The organism is Caulobacter sp. P1_B12_2 (genome assembly GCF_056406675.1).
On the sequence record NZ_JBFTZS010000039.1, the window covers coordinates 1 to 16,745 of the forward strand.

At 67.3% G+C, this 16,745-nt stretch carries 8 protein-coding genes and 1 pseudogene; 5 read left to right on the forward strand and 4 right to left on the reverse strand.

Going from position 1 to position 16,745, the window contains the following annotated elements; genetic code table 11:
* Positions 1-1,007 (reverse strand): annotated as a pseudogene (locus AC1DZ6_RS04275) (glucan 1,4-alpha-glucosidase); the annotation flags it as partial.
* A gap of 41 nt (positions 1,008-1,048) precedes the next feature.
* Positions 1,049-2,605, reverse strand: a complete 1,557-nt coding sequence (locus tag AC1DZ6_RS04280) for an MFS transporter (RefSeq protein ID WP_477095952.1) — start codon at positions 2,603-2,605, stop codon at positions 1,049-1,051.
* 365 nt (positions 2,606-2,970) lie between these two features.
* Here AC1DZ6_RS04280 and AC1DZ6_RS04285 point away from each other — a divergent pair, with 365 nt between their 5' ends.
* Positions 2,971-4,023, forward strand: a complete 1,053-nt coding sequence (locus AC1DZ6_RS04285) for a LacI family DNA-binding transcriptional regulator (RefSeq protein ID WP_477095959.1) — start codon at positions 2,971-2,973, stop codon at positions 4,021-4,023.
* A gap of 8 nt (positions 4,024-4,031) precedes the next feature.
* Here AC1DZ6_RS04285 and AC1DZ6_RS04290 read toward each other — a convergent pair whose 3' ends face one another.
* Both AC1DZ6_RS04290 and AC1DZ6_RS04295 read right to left on the reverse strand, forming a co-directional pair.
* Complete coding sequence (locus AC1DZ6_RS04290) at positions 4,032-5,657, reverse strand: alpha-glucosidase (RefSeq protein ID WP_477095953.1); 1,626 nt, start codon at positions 5,655-5,657, stop codon at positions 4,032-4,034.
* The gene (locus tag AC1DZ6_RS04295; RefSeq protein ID WP_477095954.1) at positions 5,654-7,471 is read right to left on the reverse strand and encodes an alpha-amylase family glycosyl hydrolase; all 1,818 of its coding nucleotides are present in this window, start codon (positions 7,469-7,471) and stop codon (positions 5,654-5,656) included. The genes AC1DZ6_RS04290 and AC1DZ6_RS04295 overlap by 4 nt, the downstream gene beginning before the upstream one ends.
* A gap of 316 nt (positions 7,472-7,787) precedes the next feature.
* Here AC1DZ6_RS04295 and AC1DZ6_RS04300 point away from each other — a divergent pair, with 316 nt between their 5' ends.
* The 4 genes from AC1DZ6_RS04300 (at position 7,788) to AC1DZ6_RS04315 (ending at position 15,534) form a co-directional block, all read left to right on the forward strand.
* A complete protein-coding gene (locus AC1DZ6_RS04300) occupies positions 7,788-10,544 on the forward strand; it encodes a TonB-dependent receptor (RefSeq protein WP_477095955.1) in 2,757 nt (918 codons plus the stop codon).
* Between the two features lie 114 nt (positions 10,545-10,658).
* Entirely contained in the window at positions 10,659-12,158 is a 1,500-nt protein-coding gene (locus AC1DZ6_RS04305; protein WP_477095956.1) for a tryptophan halogenase family protein, read from the forward strand.
* A gap of 21 nt (positions 12,159-12,179) precedes the next feature.
* Positions 12,180-13,400 carry a winged helix-turn-helix domain-containing protein gene (locus AC1DZ6_RS04310; protein ID WP_477095957.1) on the forward strand — a complete coding sequence of 407 codons (1,221 nt, stop codon included), beginning with the start codon at positions 12,180-12,182 and terminating at the stop codon, positions 13,398-13,400.
* 109 nt (positions 13,401-13,509) lie between these two features.
* Positions 13,510-15,534: a DEAD/DEAH box helicase gene (locus AC1DZ6_RS04315; RefSeq protein ID WP_477095958.1), complete on the forward strand. Its 2,025-nt coding sequence runs from the start codon at positions 13,510-13,512 to the stop codon at positions 15,532-15,534.
* Positions 15,535-16,745 lie beyond the last annotated feature (1,211 nt).

Below are 16,745 nucleotides of genomic sequence, written 5' to 3' on the forward strand. Positions count from 1 at the left end.
GAGGCGATCAGGGCGCCGGCATAGGTGCGGTCCTCCTGCACCTTCAGCATCAGGGCGCTGGCCTGGACCAGCTTGCCGCCGTCCTCCGACGCCTCGCGCAGGCGCGGCAGCTCGGTCAGCGAGGCCAGATAGTCTTCCCAGCCGACGCGGTCGCCCTCGCCGTTGTAACGGGCCAGCACCTCGTCATAGCCGGTCTTCAGCGTCGCGGCGGCCGTAGCGTCGGCGCTCATGGTGTCGGCGCCGAAGCCTATGGCGAAGTCGTAGGTCGCCGAGCCCTTGGTCGTGGTCGGCAGTTGGGCGGTCAGAACGATCGCGCCCTTGGCGGAGGTCGTGGTCGCCTTCAGGGCGGCCATCGCGTCACCGTCTTGCAGCACGCTGGCGCTCGCCTTCGCGAACGGCTTGGCGCCCTTCAGGCTGAGGAACGCCTTGCCTTCGTGGGCGGTCAGGGCGGTCGTGTAGGCCGCGCCCGTGTCGCCGCCGCCGGTGTTGGCCATGTGCGGCTCCAGCACCAGGAAGGGCGTCACCGGACCCTTGAGAGCGCGGACCGTGACCCGCACGAAAAGGGCGTTGCGGTCGGGGTCGGTGAAGATCCGCTTCTCGATCTCGAACCGGCCCTGCTTGTCGGTTGTGGTCACCTTGTAGGCGGGCGACAGCGGCCGGCCGGCGGCGTCGACGTGCAGGTATTCGGTCTTCGAGGTGGTGTCGGCGCCCTCGACGGCCAGGCCCGCCGCGGTCTTCACCGCCACCCGCAGCTGCTTGATCTGGGCCTCGTGGATCAGGCCGTACATGGTCTCGGTCAGGGTCCCGTCGGCGATCGAGAACCACACCTTCGACACCGCGCCGGTCGGGCCGCCGGCCTTGTAGGCGCCGTCGACATAGGCCTCGTAGGACGCGCCGACGCCGGTCTTGGCGGCATAGGCCCAGGTGGTCGGGGTCTCGGCGTGGGCGGCCGCGCCCAGGGCCGTGGCGGCGGCCGAAGTCAAGGCGAGCATTTTCAGGCAACGCATGGAACTACCTCATGAAAGGTCGGCGTCGATAACGACGTGGGTCAGGCTTTGGAAAGAACTTCGGAAGCGCGCGCCTTAGCCGGCGCGGCCTTGGGTTCGCCCACGTCGCGGACGAGGAACACGCACGCRGCGGCGACCAGCATCGAGGCCGCGCCCAACACCAGGGCCCAGATCGCCTCGCCGCCGAAGAACGCCTTGAGCAGCAGGCCTAGGATGGTGGCCGCCAACAGCTGCGGGATGACGATGAAGAAATTGAAGATGCCCATATACACGCCCATCTTCCGCGCCGGCAGGGCTCCGGACAGGATTGAATACGGCGCCGACAGGATCGACGACCAGGCAAAGCCGACGCCGATCATCGGGATCCACAACAGGCCCGGCTCGCGGATCAGCGGGATCGCCGCCAGGCCCAGGCCTCCCAGGCACAGACACAGGGCATGGCTGGCCTTGCGGCCGGCGGCGCGGGCGATCAGCGGGATCACCAGGGCCGCCAGGGCCGCCACGCCGTTATAGATGGCGAACAGCACGCCCACCCAGTCGGCCCCGTCGTTATAGGCCCGCGAGGTCGTGTCGGCGGCGCGGTAGTGGAAGGCGGTGACGGCCGGGGTCGTGTAGATCCACATGGCGAACAGCCCGAACCACGAGAAGAACTGGACCACCGCCAGCTGCTTCATGGTGGCGGGCATGCGGAACAGGTCCTCGACCACTTCGGAGAAGCCGTTGGCGGTCCGACCGCCTTGGCGCAGCACGCCGGCGACGAGCTGGGCGACGCCGAACAGGCCGACCATGCCGGCCAGGACGTACACTTCCTTTTCCAGGTGCGTGGCGAAGATCGCGGCCGCCAGCAGCAGGCCGGCCAGGGTCCAAACGAGGCCGCCGGCCAGGTAGGCGCGAACCGTGCGGGTCGGCGCCTCGGCCGCCAGCGCCGCGCCCTTCAAGGCGCGCTCGGAGGCCTCGAAGGCCGAGAGCTGCTCGGGGCTGTATTCGCGGGTGGTGAACACCGTCCACAGCACCGACAGCAGAAGGCCCGCCGCGCCGGCGTAGAAGGCGATGTGCACCGAAGGCGGCACGCCGCCGCCTTCCGCCACGTTGCTGACCGAGAACCAACGGGTGAGGATCCACGGCAGGGCCGAGGCCAGCACCGCGCCGGTCCCGATGAAGAAGCTCTGCATGGCGTAGCCCGAGGCGCGCTGCTCGTCGGGCAGGTTGTCGCCGACGAAGGCGCGGAACGGCTCCATGGTGATGTTGATCGAGGCGTCCATCACCCACAGGGCCGCCGCGGCGATCCACAGCGCCGGGGCGTTGGGCATGACCACCAGGGCGGCGCTGGTCAGGATCGCGCCCCAGAAGAAGTACGGACGACGCCGACCCAGCCGCCCCCAGGTCTTGTCGCTGAGATAGCCGATGATCGGTTGCACCATCAGGCCGGTGGCCGGGGCGGCGATCCACAGGATGGCCAGGTGGTTCACCTCGACGCCGAGACTCTGGAAGATTCGCGAGGTGTTGGCGTTCTGCAGGCCAAAGCCGATCTGGATCCCGAAGAACCCGAAGCACATGTTCCAGATCTGGAAGAAATTCAGCCGGGCCTTTGTCGCCATCAACTCCCCTCCAAGCTCCGTTTGATCGAAGCTTTTGCGCAAATTTTTTCAGCGCTTTGTACGGTCGCATTTGCGCATGGGCCGATGCGGCTGGCAACGATATTTTCCGCATTTTCTTGGCATTAACAGGGCTATGTCGTGGGTATCTCCCCATCCGCCGTGCTTCGCCTGAAGAAACCATCCGAGCTAGCGTCGGGCAAAACGTCAAAATATTGCATAAATTTTCAATGTTGGACGATGTGCTCGGGGCTGTTCGCCGCCCCTGCTCGTCGATGAGCCCGGATCGCGAGCGACCGAGGGCCGCGTCCCGCCCGCGACGGCGCTTGAAAACCATGGCCACGGCGCCTTAACAAAGGTCTGAAAAGATTTGCGGCAAAATTTGCAGCAGGTTCAGGGGTGATGCAGTGACCAAGGGCGCGACGCGGCTTGAAGACCTGGCCAGGCTGGCCGGCGTATCGATCTCGACGGCGTCGCGGGCGCTGAACGACAGCCCCGCCGTCAACACCCGCACCAAGCAGCTGATCTGGAAGCTGGCGCGCGAGATGGACTATCCGTTCCGCCGCTACATGCCCGCCGGCCCGATCGGCGCCGAGGGCACGATCGCCATCGTCGTGCCCCGTCCGCAGGGCCGCGAGGGCCGGCTGTCGGACCCCTTCTTCCTGGAACTGCTGGCCGGCGTCGGCGAAGCGGCGCGCGAACGCGGTTGCGACCTGGTGATCAGCCACGTGGCGCCGACCAGCTTCGAAGACCTGTCGGTGGCCATGACCACCAGCCGCGCCGACGGCGTGATCTTCCTGGGCCAGAGCTGGCTGCACACCGCCTTCAACCGCCTGGCCGAGACCGAAGGCCGCTTCGTGGTCTGGGGCGCGCAGCTGCCGGACCAGGCCTATTGCTCGGTGGGGTCCGACAACCCGCTGGGCGCCAAGCGCGCGACGCTGCACCTGGCGCGGCTGGGCCGCAAACGCATCGTCTTCCTCGGCGACACCGAGGCGCCCGAAGCCATGCAGCGCCATCGCGGCTATCTCGACGCGGTCGAGCAGTTCGGCCTGGGCGTCGATCCGGAGCTGATCGTGCCCGCCCATTTCGAGGTCGAGTCGGCCGAGGCCAGCGTCGACTCCCTGATCCAACGCGGGGTGAAGTTCGACGGCGTGGTCGCCGCCTCCGACCTGATCGCCCTGGGGGCCATCCGCGCCTTGCAGCACGCGGGCCTGTCGACGCCGCGCGACGTCTCGGTGATCGGCTATGACGACGTGCCGTTCGCGCGCTATTCGCGGCCGGCGCTCAGCACCATCTCGCAGGACACCGCCAAGGCGGGCCGGCTGATGGTGTCCAAGCTGCTGGACGCCAGCGGCCAAGGCGCCAGCCGCTCGGAACGCGTGCCGACCGACCTGATCATCCGCGAGTCCTGCGGGGGATAGCCTGCAGACTAGCCCCTCCGCGCCACCAACCCCGCCATGGGCGGCAGCACGCCCTCGCCGCCTAGGTTGACGCTCTCGACGATCCGCCAGCCGGCCGGCAGGTCCCAGGCCGCGGCCTCGAAACCCAGGTTGAAGGCGCACAGCGCCTGATCGACGCCGTCACCACGCAGGAACACCAGCAGCGGCTCGGGGGCCTCGACCAGGGTCATGCCGCCCGTCCGCAGACCCGGCAGTTGGCGGCGCAGGGCGACGACGCGACGGGTCAGGTTCAGGGTGGAGTCGCCGTCGCGCTCCTGGCGGTCGACGGCCAGGTCGATGTGCGACGGATCGATCGGCAGCCACGGCTCGACCTTGGAGAAACCGGTGTGGGCGGCGACCRCCACCCACGGCATCGGCGTGCGGGCCCCGTCACGACCCAGGGTCTCGGGCCAGTTGGCGATGGCTTCGGGGTCCTGCAACCGGTCGTAAGGCACCTCGGCCTGCGGCAGGCCCAGCTCCTCGCCCTGGTAGATGAAGACGTTGCCGCGCAGACTGACCAGCAGCAGCAGCGACATGTCGGCGAAGGCCTTGAGGTCGCGCCCTTGCGCCCAACGCGAGACGGCGCGCGGCGCGTCGTGGTTCGAGAACGTCCAGGACGGCCAGCCCTCCCCTTCCTCGCCCGCCCACATGGCGGTCCCTTGTCGGATCAGGCCCGGCGCCAGGTCGTCGGCATAGAGGTAGAGGAAGCCATAGGCGCTGTGCAGGCGGTCGGGGCCTTGTGTGTACAGCTTCATCTCGCTGTCGGCCCGCTCACCCCCGACCTCGGCCACCATGAAGCGGCCGCCGTACGACTCGCCGAGCTGGCGCAGCCGGCCCAGGAAGGCCGGGATGTCGTCGTGCGACTGGTTGTGGAAGTGATGCTGGAAGTCGAACGGCCGGTTGCGCTTGCCCTCCCCGCTCAGGATCGGCGGATTGTCGGTCAGGGCCTGGTCGTGCATCGCGAAATTGATCGCGTCGAACCGGAAGCCGTCCACGCCGCGCTCGAGCCAGAAGCGCGAGGCCGAGATCAGGGCGTCCTGGACTTCGCGGTTGTGAACGTTGAGGTCGGGTTGGGCCGACAGGAAGTTGTGCAGATAGTACTGACGACGGCGCGCGTCCCAGGTCCAGGACGGGCCGCCGAACACCGACTGCCAGTTGCTGGGCGGCGAGCCGTCCGGCTTGGCGTCGGCCCAGACGTACCAGTCGGCCTTGGGGTTGGTGCGGTCCTGGCGGCTGGCCTTGAACCAGGGGTGCTCGTCGGAGGTGTGCGAGAACACCTGGTCGATAATCACCTTCAGGCCCAGGGCATGGGCCTTCTCGATCAGGCGATCGAAGTCGGCCAGGGTCCCGAAGATGGGATCCACATCCTCATAGTCCGAAACGTCGTAGCCGAAGTCCTTCATCGGCGAGGTGAAGAACGGCGACAGCCAGATGGCGTCGACGCCCAGCGAGGCGACGTGCTCCAGGTGAGCGGTGACGCCCGGCAGATCGCCCACCCCGTCGCCGTTCGAGTCGGCGAAACTGCGCGGATAGACCTGATAGATCACCGCGCCGCGCCACCAGTCGCGGTCCAGGGCCAGATCGGCAGACGGCTTTGAAAGGGTCTCGACCGTCACTGGCCAACCTCCGAAACGCAAATCGTGTAATCGAGCGGGCCGATCTCGACCCGATAACTGCCCGGCGCCGTGGCGGCGGGCGCGCAGGACCCGCGGGCCGAACGCCAGGTCCGCGAGGTCGCATCGACCTCGACCTGGACCGTGATCGGCGTCAGCCCGGTGTTGAACGCCACCAAGGTCTCGCCAGCCTCGGTCATCCTGGAAACGGCGAACAGGCCGGGCTTATCGCCGGCCGCCCGCACGACCTGGCGGCCGCGCCGCAGGGCGGGCTCGGCGGCCCGCAGCCGCGCCATGGCCGAGATCGTCTTGTAGAGCATCGCGTCGGTCTTGAAGTGATCGCCCGCCGCCGGAGCGCCGTCGACCAGACGGTCCGAGGCGTAGGCGGCGACCCGGGTCGCGAACATGTCCTGGCGGGAATCCTTGTCGCCGCCCATTCCGACCAGCCCCTGTTCGTCGCCATAGTAGAGGACGGGCGCGCCGCGGGTGAACATCAGGAAGGCGTGAGCCAGAACGACTCGCCGCGTGATCTCGTCGTCCGAGGCCTCGGGATGGGCGGCGCGCACGAACCAGCCGATGCGGCCCATGTCGTGATTGCCCAGGAAGGTCGGCAGTTGCAGCGCCGCCGCCGCACCGCCCTCGTAGAGCGCGTCCTGCGAGAACAGCGGGGCCAGGACGTCGGTCCCGGTCTTGCCGTTGATCACATCGGCCACCGCGCCCTGGAAGGCGAAGTCGAGCACGGCGGGATAACCGTCCACGCGCGTGAACCTRGCCAGCATTCCAGGCGTGGTTTCAGCGACCTCGCCGAAAATGTGGAAGTTGGGGACGCCCCGCGCCTTGGCCCGAGCCAGCATGGCCGGCACGAAGGCCCGCCAGAACTCGGGGTTCACATGGCGGGCGGTGTCGATCCGGAAGCCGTCGATCCCGAAGTCGTCGATCCACCGGCCGTAGATGTCGATGAAGCCCTGCACCACGCGCGGGTTCTCGGTGGCCAGATCGTCCAGGCCCGAGAAGTCGCCATAGGTCGAGCTCTCGCCGACGAAGCGGCTGTCGCCGCGGTTGTGGTACCAGATCGGGTCGTTCAGCCAGGCCGGCGCCTTGACCGTTTCCTCGGCCTTGGGGACCTCGGGCTCGTAGGCGAAGTCGGGCCGCGTCAGCCGCGCGAAGTTCTCGGCGGTCTGCTGGTTCGCCTGGTCGCCGAGGAAGCCGTCATTGATCGCGGCGCCCCTCACCCCGCCCTTCCGAACGAACGGATAGTCGCCCTTGGAGCGGTAGCCGCAGCCGTCGGTCGGGCAGTCGCGATAACGGATCACGTCGGCGGTGTGGTTGGCGACGATGTCCAGATAGACCTTGAGGCCGCGTGCGTGGGCGGCGTCGACGAAGGTCTTCATCTGGCCCCGCGTGCCGAAATGCGGATCCACGTCGGTGAAGTCGGTGATCCAGTAGCCGTGATAGCCGGCCGACTCCTGCCCCGCCGGCCCTTGCACCACCTTGTTCTTGAAGATCGGACCCAGCCAGATCGTCGTCGCGCCCAGGCCCTGGATGTAGTCGAGCCTGGCGGTCAGGCCGGCCAGGTCGCCGCCATGATAAAAGCCTTTGTCGGCGGGGTCGAAGCCGGTCTTCAGGCGATCGCCGGCCAGACCACCGCGATCATTGGCCGCGTCGCCGTTGGCGAAGCGGTCGGGCAAGACGAAATAGATCACCTCGTCCTGCGGCGCGCGATCCAGATAGGCGGGATGACCGGGCGTCGCGGCCTGCGCGAAACCGGCGGTCGTGATCGCGGCGGCGGCCAAGGCGGCGCCCGCCGATCGACTCATCCATGCCCCCCGGATTCCCACGCCTCTCGCCCCTTCCCTGATTGTCGAGGACCGGTCGACGGAGCGCCGATCCATTGTTTGCAATCTTTTGCAGAAACCGCGCAACTCTGTCAATCGGCCTCGTATCGCTTCAAATGCGCGGATCCATCCCGCTTTTAGGCGGACTTGGCACTGAGCATCTCGACCAAAAAGCCACAGATGACATTTTGTCCATTTTTCCAGTTGCAATCGATTGCGTTTATTTGCAGTAATTTTCACAACGAAGCTTGGATCACCGCGGCGTAACCGCGGGAGCCGATTGGGAGGGAGCATTCAGATGACGACCAACATGCCGCGCCGAGCGCGCTTGATGAGCGGAGCCGCCACCGGCCTCGCCCTGCTTTTGACGACCGCCGCCGCCGCCCATGCACAGGAAGCGGCCAAGCCCAGCATCGACACCGTCGAGGAAATCACCGTCACCGGCATCCGCGCCGGCATCCAGAGCGCCATCGCGCTGAAGAAGTCCTCCAGCTCGATCGTCGAGGCCGTGTCGGCCGAGGACATCGGCAAGCTGCCCGACACCTCGATCGCTGAATCGCTGGCCCGCCTGCCCGGCCTGACCGCCCAGCGCCTGGACGGCCGCGCCCAGTCGATCTCGATCCGCGGCCTGGGTCCCGACTACAACACCGTGCTGCTGAACGGCCGTGAGCAGGTCTCGACCGGCGACAACCGCGGCGTCGAGTTCGACCAGTACCCTTCGGAAATCCTCAGCGGCGTGCTGGTCTACAAGACCCCCGACGCCGCCCTGATCGGCCAGGGCCTGGCCGGCACCGCCGACCTGCAGACCATCCGCCCGCTGAAGTACGGCAAGCGCGTCCTGTCGGCCAACGCCCGCTACGAGATGAACAGCGAAGACAAGCTGAACCCGGACGCCAAGGACACCGGCCACCGCTTCAGCGCCACCTATGTCGACCAGTTTCTCAACGACACCCTGGGCGTCGCCGTCGCGGTGTCGGACATCTCGACCCCGACCCAGAGCCGCCGCTTCAACGCCTGGGGCTACCCGAACACCGCCTCGGGCGACCTGGTCATCGGCGGCGCCAAGCCGTACGTGCAGTCCAACAATCTCAAGCGCACCGGCGTGATCGGCGTGCTGGAATACAGCCCGACCGACAAGTTCCGCACCTCGCTGGACCTCTATTATTCGGAGTTCCGCGAGAAGCAGATCCTGCGCGGCATCGAGCTGCCCCTGTACTGGAGCTCGGCCGTGCTCCAGCCCGGCTACACGGCCCAGGGCGGCCTGATCACCCAAGGCGTCTACACCGGCGTGAAGGGGGTCATGCGCAACGACCTCAACACCCGCAACACCAAGCTGAAGTCGGCCGGCTGGAATATCGCCTACGACACCGACAACGGCTGGACGCTGTCGGCCGACCTCAGCCACTCGGACGCCAAGCGTCGCGACGTGATCTTTGAATCCTATTCGGGCACCGGTCCCGCCGGCGTCGGCGCCACCGACACCATGACCTTCAACACCACGCCGGGCGCGGGCACCACCTTCGGCTCGACGCTCGACTACACCAACGCGACCCAGTTCGTGCTGACCGATCCCCAGGGCTGGGGCGCGGGCGCGGCCGGCGGGGCCCTGACCCAGGCGGGCTTCTACAACACCCCGGCGATCAAGGACGAGCTGAACGCCATTCGCCTGGAAGCCGAGCGCGAGCTCAGCTGGGGTCCGATCAACAAGGTGGAGTTCGGCTACAACGCCAGCCGCCGCGAGAAGTCCAAGGAAGTGCACGAGAGCTTCCTGACCTTCGGCGGCCGGATCGCCGACGGCGCGCCGCTCAGCCGCCCGATCCCCAAGGAAGCGCTGGTCGGCACGGTCAGCCTGGAGCTGATCGGCATCAAGGCCATGCTGGCCTATGACCCGACCTACCTGCTCGAGCACGGCGTCTACACCCTGATCGCGGACCAGAACCCGGCCGTCCAGACCCGCAACTGGGCGGTGAAGGAAGACGTGCAGATCGCCTACGCCAAGTTCGGCATCGACAGCACGGTCGGCGGGGTCCCCGTCACCGGCAACACCGGCCTGCAGGTGGTCTACACCGACCAGTCCTCGACCGGCACGCGCATCGATCCGGCCGACACCACCCGTCCGACCAGCAACAACGGCGGCGACAAGTACACCTATGTGCTGCCCAGCCTGAACCTGACCTTCGACCTCAGCAACGAGACCTTCCTGCGGTTCGGCGCCGCCCGCACCCTGGCGCGGGCCCGGATGGACGAACTGCGCGCCAGCCAGTCGTTCAACATGAACAACTCGAACCTGACCTCGACCAACCCGAACCAGTCGTTCTTCAGCACCGAAGGCGGCAACCCCGAGCTGCGGCCGTACATCGCCGACGGCGTCGACGTCTCGCTCGAGAAGTACTTCGGCCGCTCGGCCTACATCTCGGCGGCCGGCTACTACAAGAAGCTGTCGAACTTCGTGAATTCCAACTCCTCGCACCTCGAGGACTTCTCGGCCTTCGTGCCCCTGCTCAGCCCCGCGCAACAAGCCGCGCTCGGCACGACCCAGGGCCTGGCCAAGGGTCCGGAGAACGGCAAGGGCGGATACATCCGCGGCATCGAACTGTCTGCCTCGATCCAGGGCGACATCTTCTTCGAACCGCTGCGCGACTTCGGCCTGATCATCAGCGGCTCGTACACCGACAGCTCGGTCAAGCTGGACGAAAACTCGCCCGCGATCGACATGCCCGGCCTGTCGAAGAAGGTGATCAACACCACCTTCTATTACGAGCACAACGGCTTCAACGCCCGGATCAGCAACCGCTATCGCAGCAAGTTCCTGGGCGAAGTGGCCGGCCTCAGCGCCGCGCGGATCTACCGGACCGTCGACACCGAGTCCGTGCTCGACGCCCAGATCGGCTACGAATTCCGCGAAGGCGCGCTCGACGGCCTGTCGATCCTGCTGCAGGCCAACAACATCACCGACGAGCCGTTCAAGACCTACGAGAACAACGATCCTCGCCGGACCGTCGACTACCAGAAGTACGGCTCCACCTACATGGTCGGCGTTTCGTACCGGTTCTAGACAACATCTCCCCTGCGACCTCCCCGCCGGCTCCGTCCGGCGGGGATTTTCTTTTAGGGGCGGTGCGGAGGGATCCTTCCAGAGAGAAGGGCCTGGAACAGAGAGGCGCGAGGGATGAGCGACGACAGGATCAAGTCCGTGGTCGTGGTCGGCGGCGGCACGGCCGGCTGGATGAGCGCGGCCCTGCTGGCCCGGGCCCTGGGCGACACGGTCCGCATCCGCCTGGTGGAGTCCGAGGAGATCGGAACCGTGGGGGTCGGCGAGGCCACGATCCCCCAGATCCGCAACTTCAACGCCTTCCTGGGCCTGGACGAGAACGCCTTCCTCGCCGCCACCCAGGGCACGATCAAGCTGGGCATCGAGTTCGTCGGCTGGCGCGCGCCGGGGCGGTCCTACATCCACGCCTTTGGAGAGATCGGACGCCCGCTAGGACCCGTGCCGTTCCATCACTATTGGCTGGCGGGCCGGCAGCAGGGCGACGACCAATCGCTATGGGACTATTCGCTGAACGCCCAGGCCGCCTTCGCCGGACGCTTCGACCGGGCGGTGCGCAAGGCCGGCGGCGCGGCCGAGCCGCTGACCTACGCCTTCCAATTCGACGCCGCGCTCTATGCCCGCCACCTGCGCGCCCACGCCGAGCGCCTGGGCGTGGTCCGCACCGAGGGCAAGATCCTGACCACGACGCTGCGCGAGCCAGACGGCTTCGTGCGGTCGGTCACCCTGGAAGGCGGCGAGGTGGTCGAGGGCGACTTCTTCATCGACTGCTCGGGCTTTCGCGGGGTGCTGATCGAGCAAACCCTGAAGACCGGCTACGAGGATTGGTCGGGCCTCCTGCCCTGCGACCGCGCCATCGCCGTGCCCACGGCCAATGTCGGGCCGCCCCGCCCCTACACCCAGGCCATCGCCCGCCCCGCCGGCTGGCAATGGCGGATCCCGCTGCAGCACCGCACGGGCAACGGCCACGTCTTCTGCAGCCGGTTCGTCAGCGAGGACGAGGCCGTCGCCCAGCTGATGTCCAACCTCGAAGGCGAACCGCTGGCCGAGCCTCGGACGCTGAAATTCGTCACCGGCCGCCGCAAGCGGTTCTGGAACCGGAACGTCCTGGCCCTGGGCCTGGCCAGCGGCTTCATGGAGCCGCTGGAGTCGACCAGCATCCACCTGATCCAGTCGGGCCTGTCGCGCCTGCTGAACCTGTTCCCAGACAAGGGTTTCGCCCAGCGCGACATCGACGAATACAATCGCCAGACCGGGCTGGAATACGAGCGCATCCGCGACTTCCTGGTGCTGCACTACTGGGCCAATCAGCGCCAGGAGCCGTTCTGGAAGGCCTGCCGCGAAACGCCGCCGCCCGCCGAACTGACCCGCAAGGTCGAACTGTTCCGCACCCACGGCCGGCTCTTCCGCGAACCCGAAGACCTGTTCCTGGAGGCCAGCTGGCTGCAGGTGCTGGTCGGCCAGGGCGTCTTGCCGGATAGCCATCACCCGATGACCGGCCAGCTCACCGACGAGCAGCTTCGGGGGTTCCTGGCCGATCTTCGCAAGATCACCGCCGACGGCGCGGCCGCCCTGCCCGCCCATGGTGACTTCCTCCGTCAGCAGTGCGCGGCCCGGTAGCTTGTCACCGCCCCCGCGGCCATGCTCACTCGGTCCATGGTCGAGACCYTGTCGCACAAGCAAGCCCGCCGCATCGCCCTGGCCGCCCAGGGGTTCGCGGACAGCCGCCCCGAGAAGCCGACCCGCCGACATCTGATCGCCGTCATCGAACGCCTGGCCCTGCTGCAGATCGACAGCGTCAACGTCGTCTCGCGCTCGCACTACCTGCCGCTGTTCTCGCGCCTGGGCGCCTATCCGCGCGCCCTGCTGGAGGACCTGGCCTGGGGCAAGAAGCCGGCGCTGTTCGAATACTGGGGCCACGAGGCCTCGCTGATGCCGCTGGACCTGCAGCCCCTGCTGCGCTGGCGGATGGACGACGCGCGCCAGGGCGTCGGCGTGTGGGGCAATGTCGCCCAGTTCCTGGCGCAGCACCGGCCGTTCATCGACAAGGCGCTGGCGGCCATCCACGAACGCGGCCCCCTGTCGGCCGGCGAACTGGGCCTGGGCGAGCGCGGCCAGAGCGGCTGGTGGGGCTGGAGCGAGGCCAAGCGGGCGACCGAGTGCCTGTTCTGGGCCGGGGAGCTGACCACCGCCACCCGGCGCGGAACGTTCGAGCGGGTCTACGGCCTTCCCGAAGAGGTGCTGCCCAAGGCGATATGGTCGGCGCCGACGCCGTCCCGCGACGAGGCGCACCGCGTCCTGCTGCGCCGCGCCGCCCGCGCCATGGGCGTCGCCACCGAGCGTGACCTGCGCGACTATTTCCGCATGGGCCTGCTCGACGCCCGGCGCGGCGTCGCCCAACTGGTCGAGAGCGGCGACCTGACCCCGGTCGAGGTCGAAGGCTGGGACCAGCCCGCCTATCTGGCGCCGGACGCCCGCCGGCCCCGCAAGATCGTCGCCAACGCCCTGCTCTCGCCGTTCGACAACCTGATCTGGTTTCGCGAGCGGGCCGAGCGCCTGTTCGATGTCCGTATACGGCTGGAAATCTACACGCCCGCCCACAAGCGCACCCACGGCTACTATGTGCTGCCCTTCCTGCAGGACGAGGCGATCACCGCCCGCGTCGATCTCAAGGCCGACCGCAAGGCCGGCGTGCTGCGGGTTCTCTCGGCCCATCGCGAGACGGCCGCCAACGCCGCGACACCTTCGGCCCTGGCCGCCGAACTTCGGCTGATGGCCGGGTGGCTAGGCCTTTCCGGCGTTGCGGTTGCGGCCAGCGGCGATCTCGCGCCGGCCCTGGCCGCCGAAACCGCCAACGATTGACTTTGGCCCGCCAAAGCCTATTTATCCCCAGCTTCTGGAGCAGGCTTGGCGAATCCGCGCCGCCCGTTCGCCCAAACACGGGCGGCTCTGGACTTCAGACCAGCGTGATATGACAGAATTTTCCGAACTCGGGCTTTCGCCCACGACCCTCCAAGCGGTCGCAGACACCGGCTACACCACGGCCACCCCCATTCAGGCCGCCGCCATTCCGGTGGCCCTGGCCGGCCAGGACGTTCTGGGCATCGCCCAGAYCGGCACCGGCAAGACCGCCGCCTTCACCCTTCCCCTGATCGACAAGCTGATGAACGGCCGCGCCAAGGCGCGCATGCCGCGCGCCCTGGTCATCGCCCCGACCCGCGAGCTGGCCGACCAGGTCGCTTCCAGCTTCGAGAAGTACGCCAAGGGCACCAAGCTCTCGTGGGCGCTGCTGATCGGCGGCGTGTCGTTCGGCGACCAGGAAAAGAAGCTGGATCGCGGCGTCGACGTGCTGATCGCCACCCCCGGCCGCCTGCTCGACCATTTCGAGCGCGGCAAGCTGCTGATGACCGGCGTGCAGTTCCTGGTCGTCGACGAAGCCGACCGCATGCTGGACATGGGCTTCATCCCGGACATCGAGCGCATCTTCAAGATGACGCCGCCCAAGAAGCAGACCCTGTTCTTCTCGGCGACCATGCCGCCGGAAATCACCCGCCTGACCAAGCAGTTCCTCAAGGATCCCGTGCGGATCGAGGCGGCGCGTCCGGCGACGACCAACGAGAACATCACCCAGCTGCTGGTCAAGGTGCCCTCGTCCGATCCGAAGGCCAAGCGCCTGGCGCTGCGCGCCCTGATCGAGAAGGCCAAGATCGAGACCGGCATCGTGTTCTGCAATCGCAAGACCGAAGTCGATGTCGTCGCCAAGTCGCTGAAGAGCCACGGCTTCGACGCCGCCGCCATTCACGGCGACCTGGACCAGAGCCAGCGCATGAAGACCCTGGCGGCGTTCCGCGACGGATCGCTGAAGATCCTGGTGGCCTCCGACGTCGCCGCGCGCGGCCTAGACATTCCGGCCGTCAGCCACGTGTTCAACTACGACGTCCCGCACCACGCCGACGACTACGTCCACCGTATCGGCCGCACCGGCCGGGCCGGGCGTTCGGGCATCACCTACATGCTGGTGACCCCGGCCGACGACAAGGGCTTCGACAAGGTGGTCAAGCTGATCGGCTCGACTCCGGTGGAAGAGAAGCTGGACCTCGACTATTCCGGCGCCGTGACCATCAAGCGCGAAGGCGACAGCAAGCGCGGCGGCGGTCGTGACCGCGATCGCGCCCCGCGTGGCGGCGAACGCGGCGGTGGCCGTGATCGTGACCGCAACCGCGCGCCGACCGAGCCCTCGGACGTCGCCGCCGCCAATCTGGAAGCCGCCATCGCCGGCGAGCCGATCCCGTCGGCCCCGGGCGAAGCGCCCGCCAAGCGTCCTGCCCGCGTCCGCAAGCCGCGCGGCGAGAAGGCCGCCGTCGAGACCGTCGAAACCGAAGCCCCGGTCGTCGTGGAAGCCGCTGCTGAAGCGGCCCCGGCCGCCGAGCGCGGTCGTCGCGACCGTGGCGGCTCCTCGCGTGATCGCGGCCGCCAGCCGCGCGTCGAAGAGACCGCTGACGAACAGCCGCAGGTCGAGGCCGAACGCGCCCCGCGTCCCGAGCGCGCCGAAGGCGAGCGTCCTGGCCGTGAACGCGGTCGTGGCCGCGATCGTGATCGCCGCCCGGAACGCAGCGAGCAACCGCGCGTCGAAGCCGAACAGCCGCAGGTCGAAGCCGAGCGCGCGCCGCGTCCCGAGCGCGCCGAGGGTGACCGCCCGCCGCGTGAACGCGGTCGTGACCGTGGCCGTGATCGTGATCGTCGCCCCGAGCGCGGCGAGCCCCGCCAGGATCAGCCCCGCGTCGAAGCCGAACGGGCTACGGCCCCGCGCGCCGAACCCGCCCGCGAGCCTGAACGTCCCGTCCGTGGCGCGCCGCTGCCGGTGCGCGGCGTCCAGCCGATCCGTGGGCGCGAAGACGACGACGATCGCCGAGTGGTGGGCTTCGGCAACGAAACCCCGGCCTTCCTGATGCGCGCGCCACCCCGCCTGGCGCCGCCCAGCGACACCGAAGACTAGCCTAGAGCTTCCCGCTCAAGATCACGCCCGCCGCTCCAGACCGGAGCGGCGGGCGTTTTCATGACGAGGGCACGAGGAGGGACGGACGCGGGCGCGCGCCGCACTCTATCGGGCCGTCTAAGGGTCTGCTCTCGGCGCCGGCTCGTGTTTCCGCTTTCGACCCAAGTCGGACCCAAGCCTCCACAAGCTTGACGTTGAACCTGGCGCGAGTTCCGCTTAGGTCCGACGATGGTCCGAGATAAGGCGAGCGTTATGAGAAGTGGCGTCTTCGGTGCTGGTTGGTGCGTTCTGGTGCTATCCGTCGGTTTGAGCAGCTGTAGTTCAACAACGGAGGACTGGATCCAGGTCACCCAACACCGTGCCGAAATTTGCCGACGTATTGGCGCGAACATCACCGATACCAACCAGCGAATAGCAAAGTATCGCCGGGAAGGCCTTATCGGCCCTCGACTGTCAGTGCTTGACCAACCAGAACTCCTGCCGAAAGGCCAAGTCTATAGAAAGATGGTTTCGTCACTTTCGGATCGAGACTTGGTCCGCGAGATTAATGCAAAATTTAGCCCATCATATACATATGAATACGCTGAACGCCTTCATCGTCGCGGAGACGATGAGGATGCGTTGCGATTTTCCTATATGGGAAATTTACCACTAAGTCCCGTTGCGTTTAGAACTGACGGGCGATCTCTGTCTTACAAAAATGAATACCTTAAAGAGTATGGTGGATACCCGCCGTCGCAGTGCTTGGCCTACGTGTTATGTTCGAGCGAGGGCATCGAAGGGCCGGTATTCTTAGGAGATTGCAAAGATCTGCGAGACGGCTAACGGGGGAAGTGGCCATCCCAAGCGGCTTGCACCGTCCGAAAACCACCCCTAGCGGACGTTGAAAGCGTCCGCTTCGCGGGGATAGGCGCGCGTGTATCCTCGCTCGGGCCGAAAAGAAGTCCAACCATCTCAAGGCGCTGCAAGAAAATCAGCGTCACAACCGCCGCCGTGTTCAAACCGGCCGCATACTGAACAGGTCACCATCACGGGGAGGGCTCTTGGTACCGGTCCAAGCAGGCGATGGGGATGGAACCGAGCGGGGCCGCCTGGCCTGGCGATCGGATCGCGTCTGGCGGCGGGGCTCAGAAGGCTCCAAGGCCTGGCGGGGACGATGGCGGGACAGGCGGGTTGACGGGGCTGGGAGTTCAAACCGGCCTGTTCGAGGA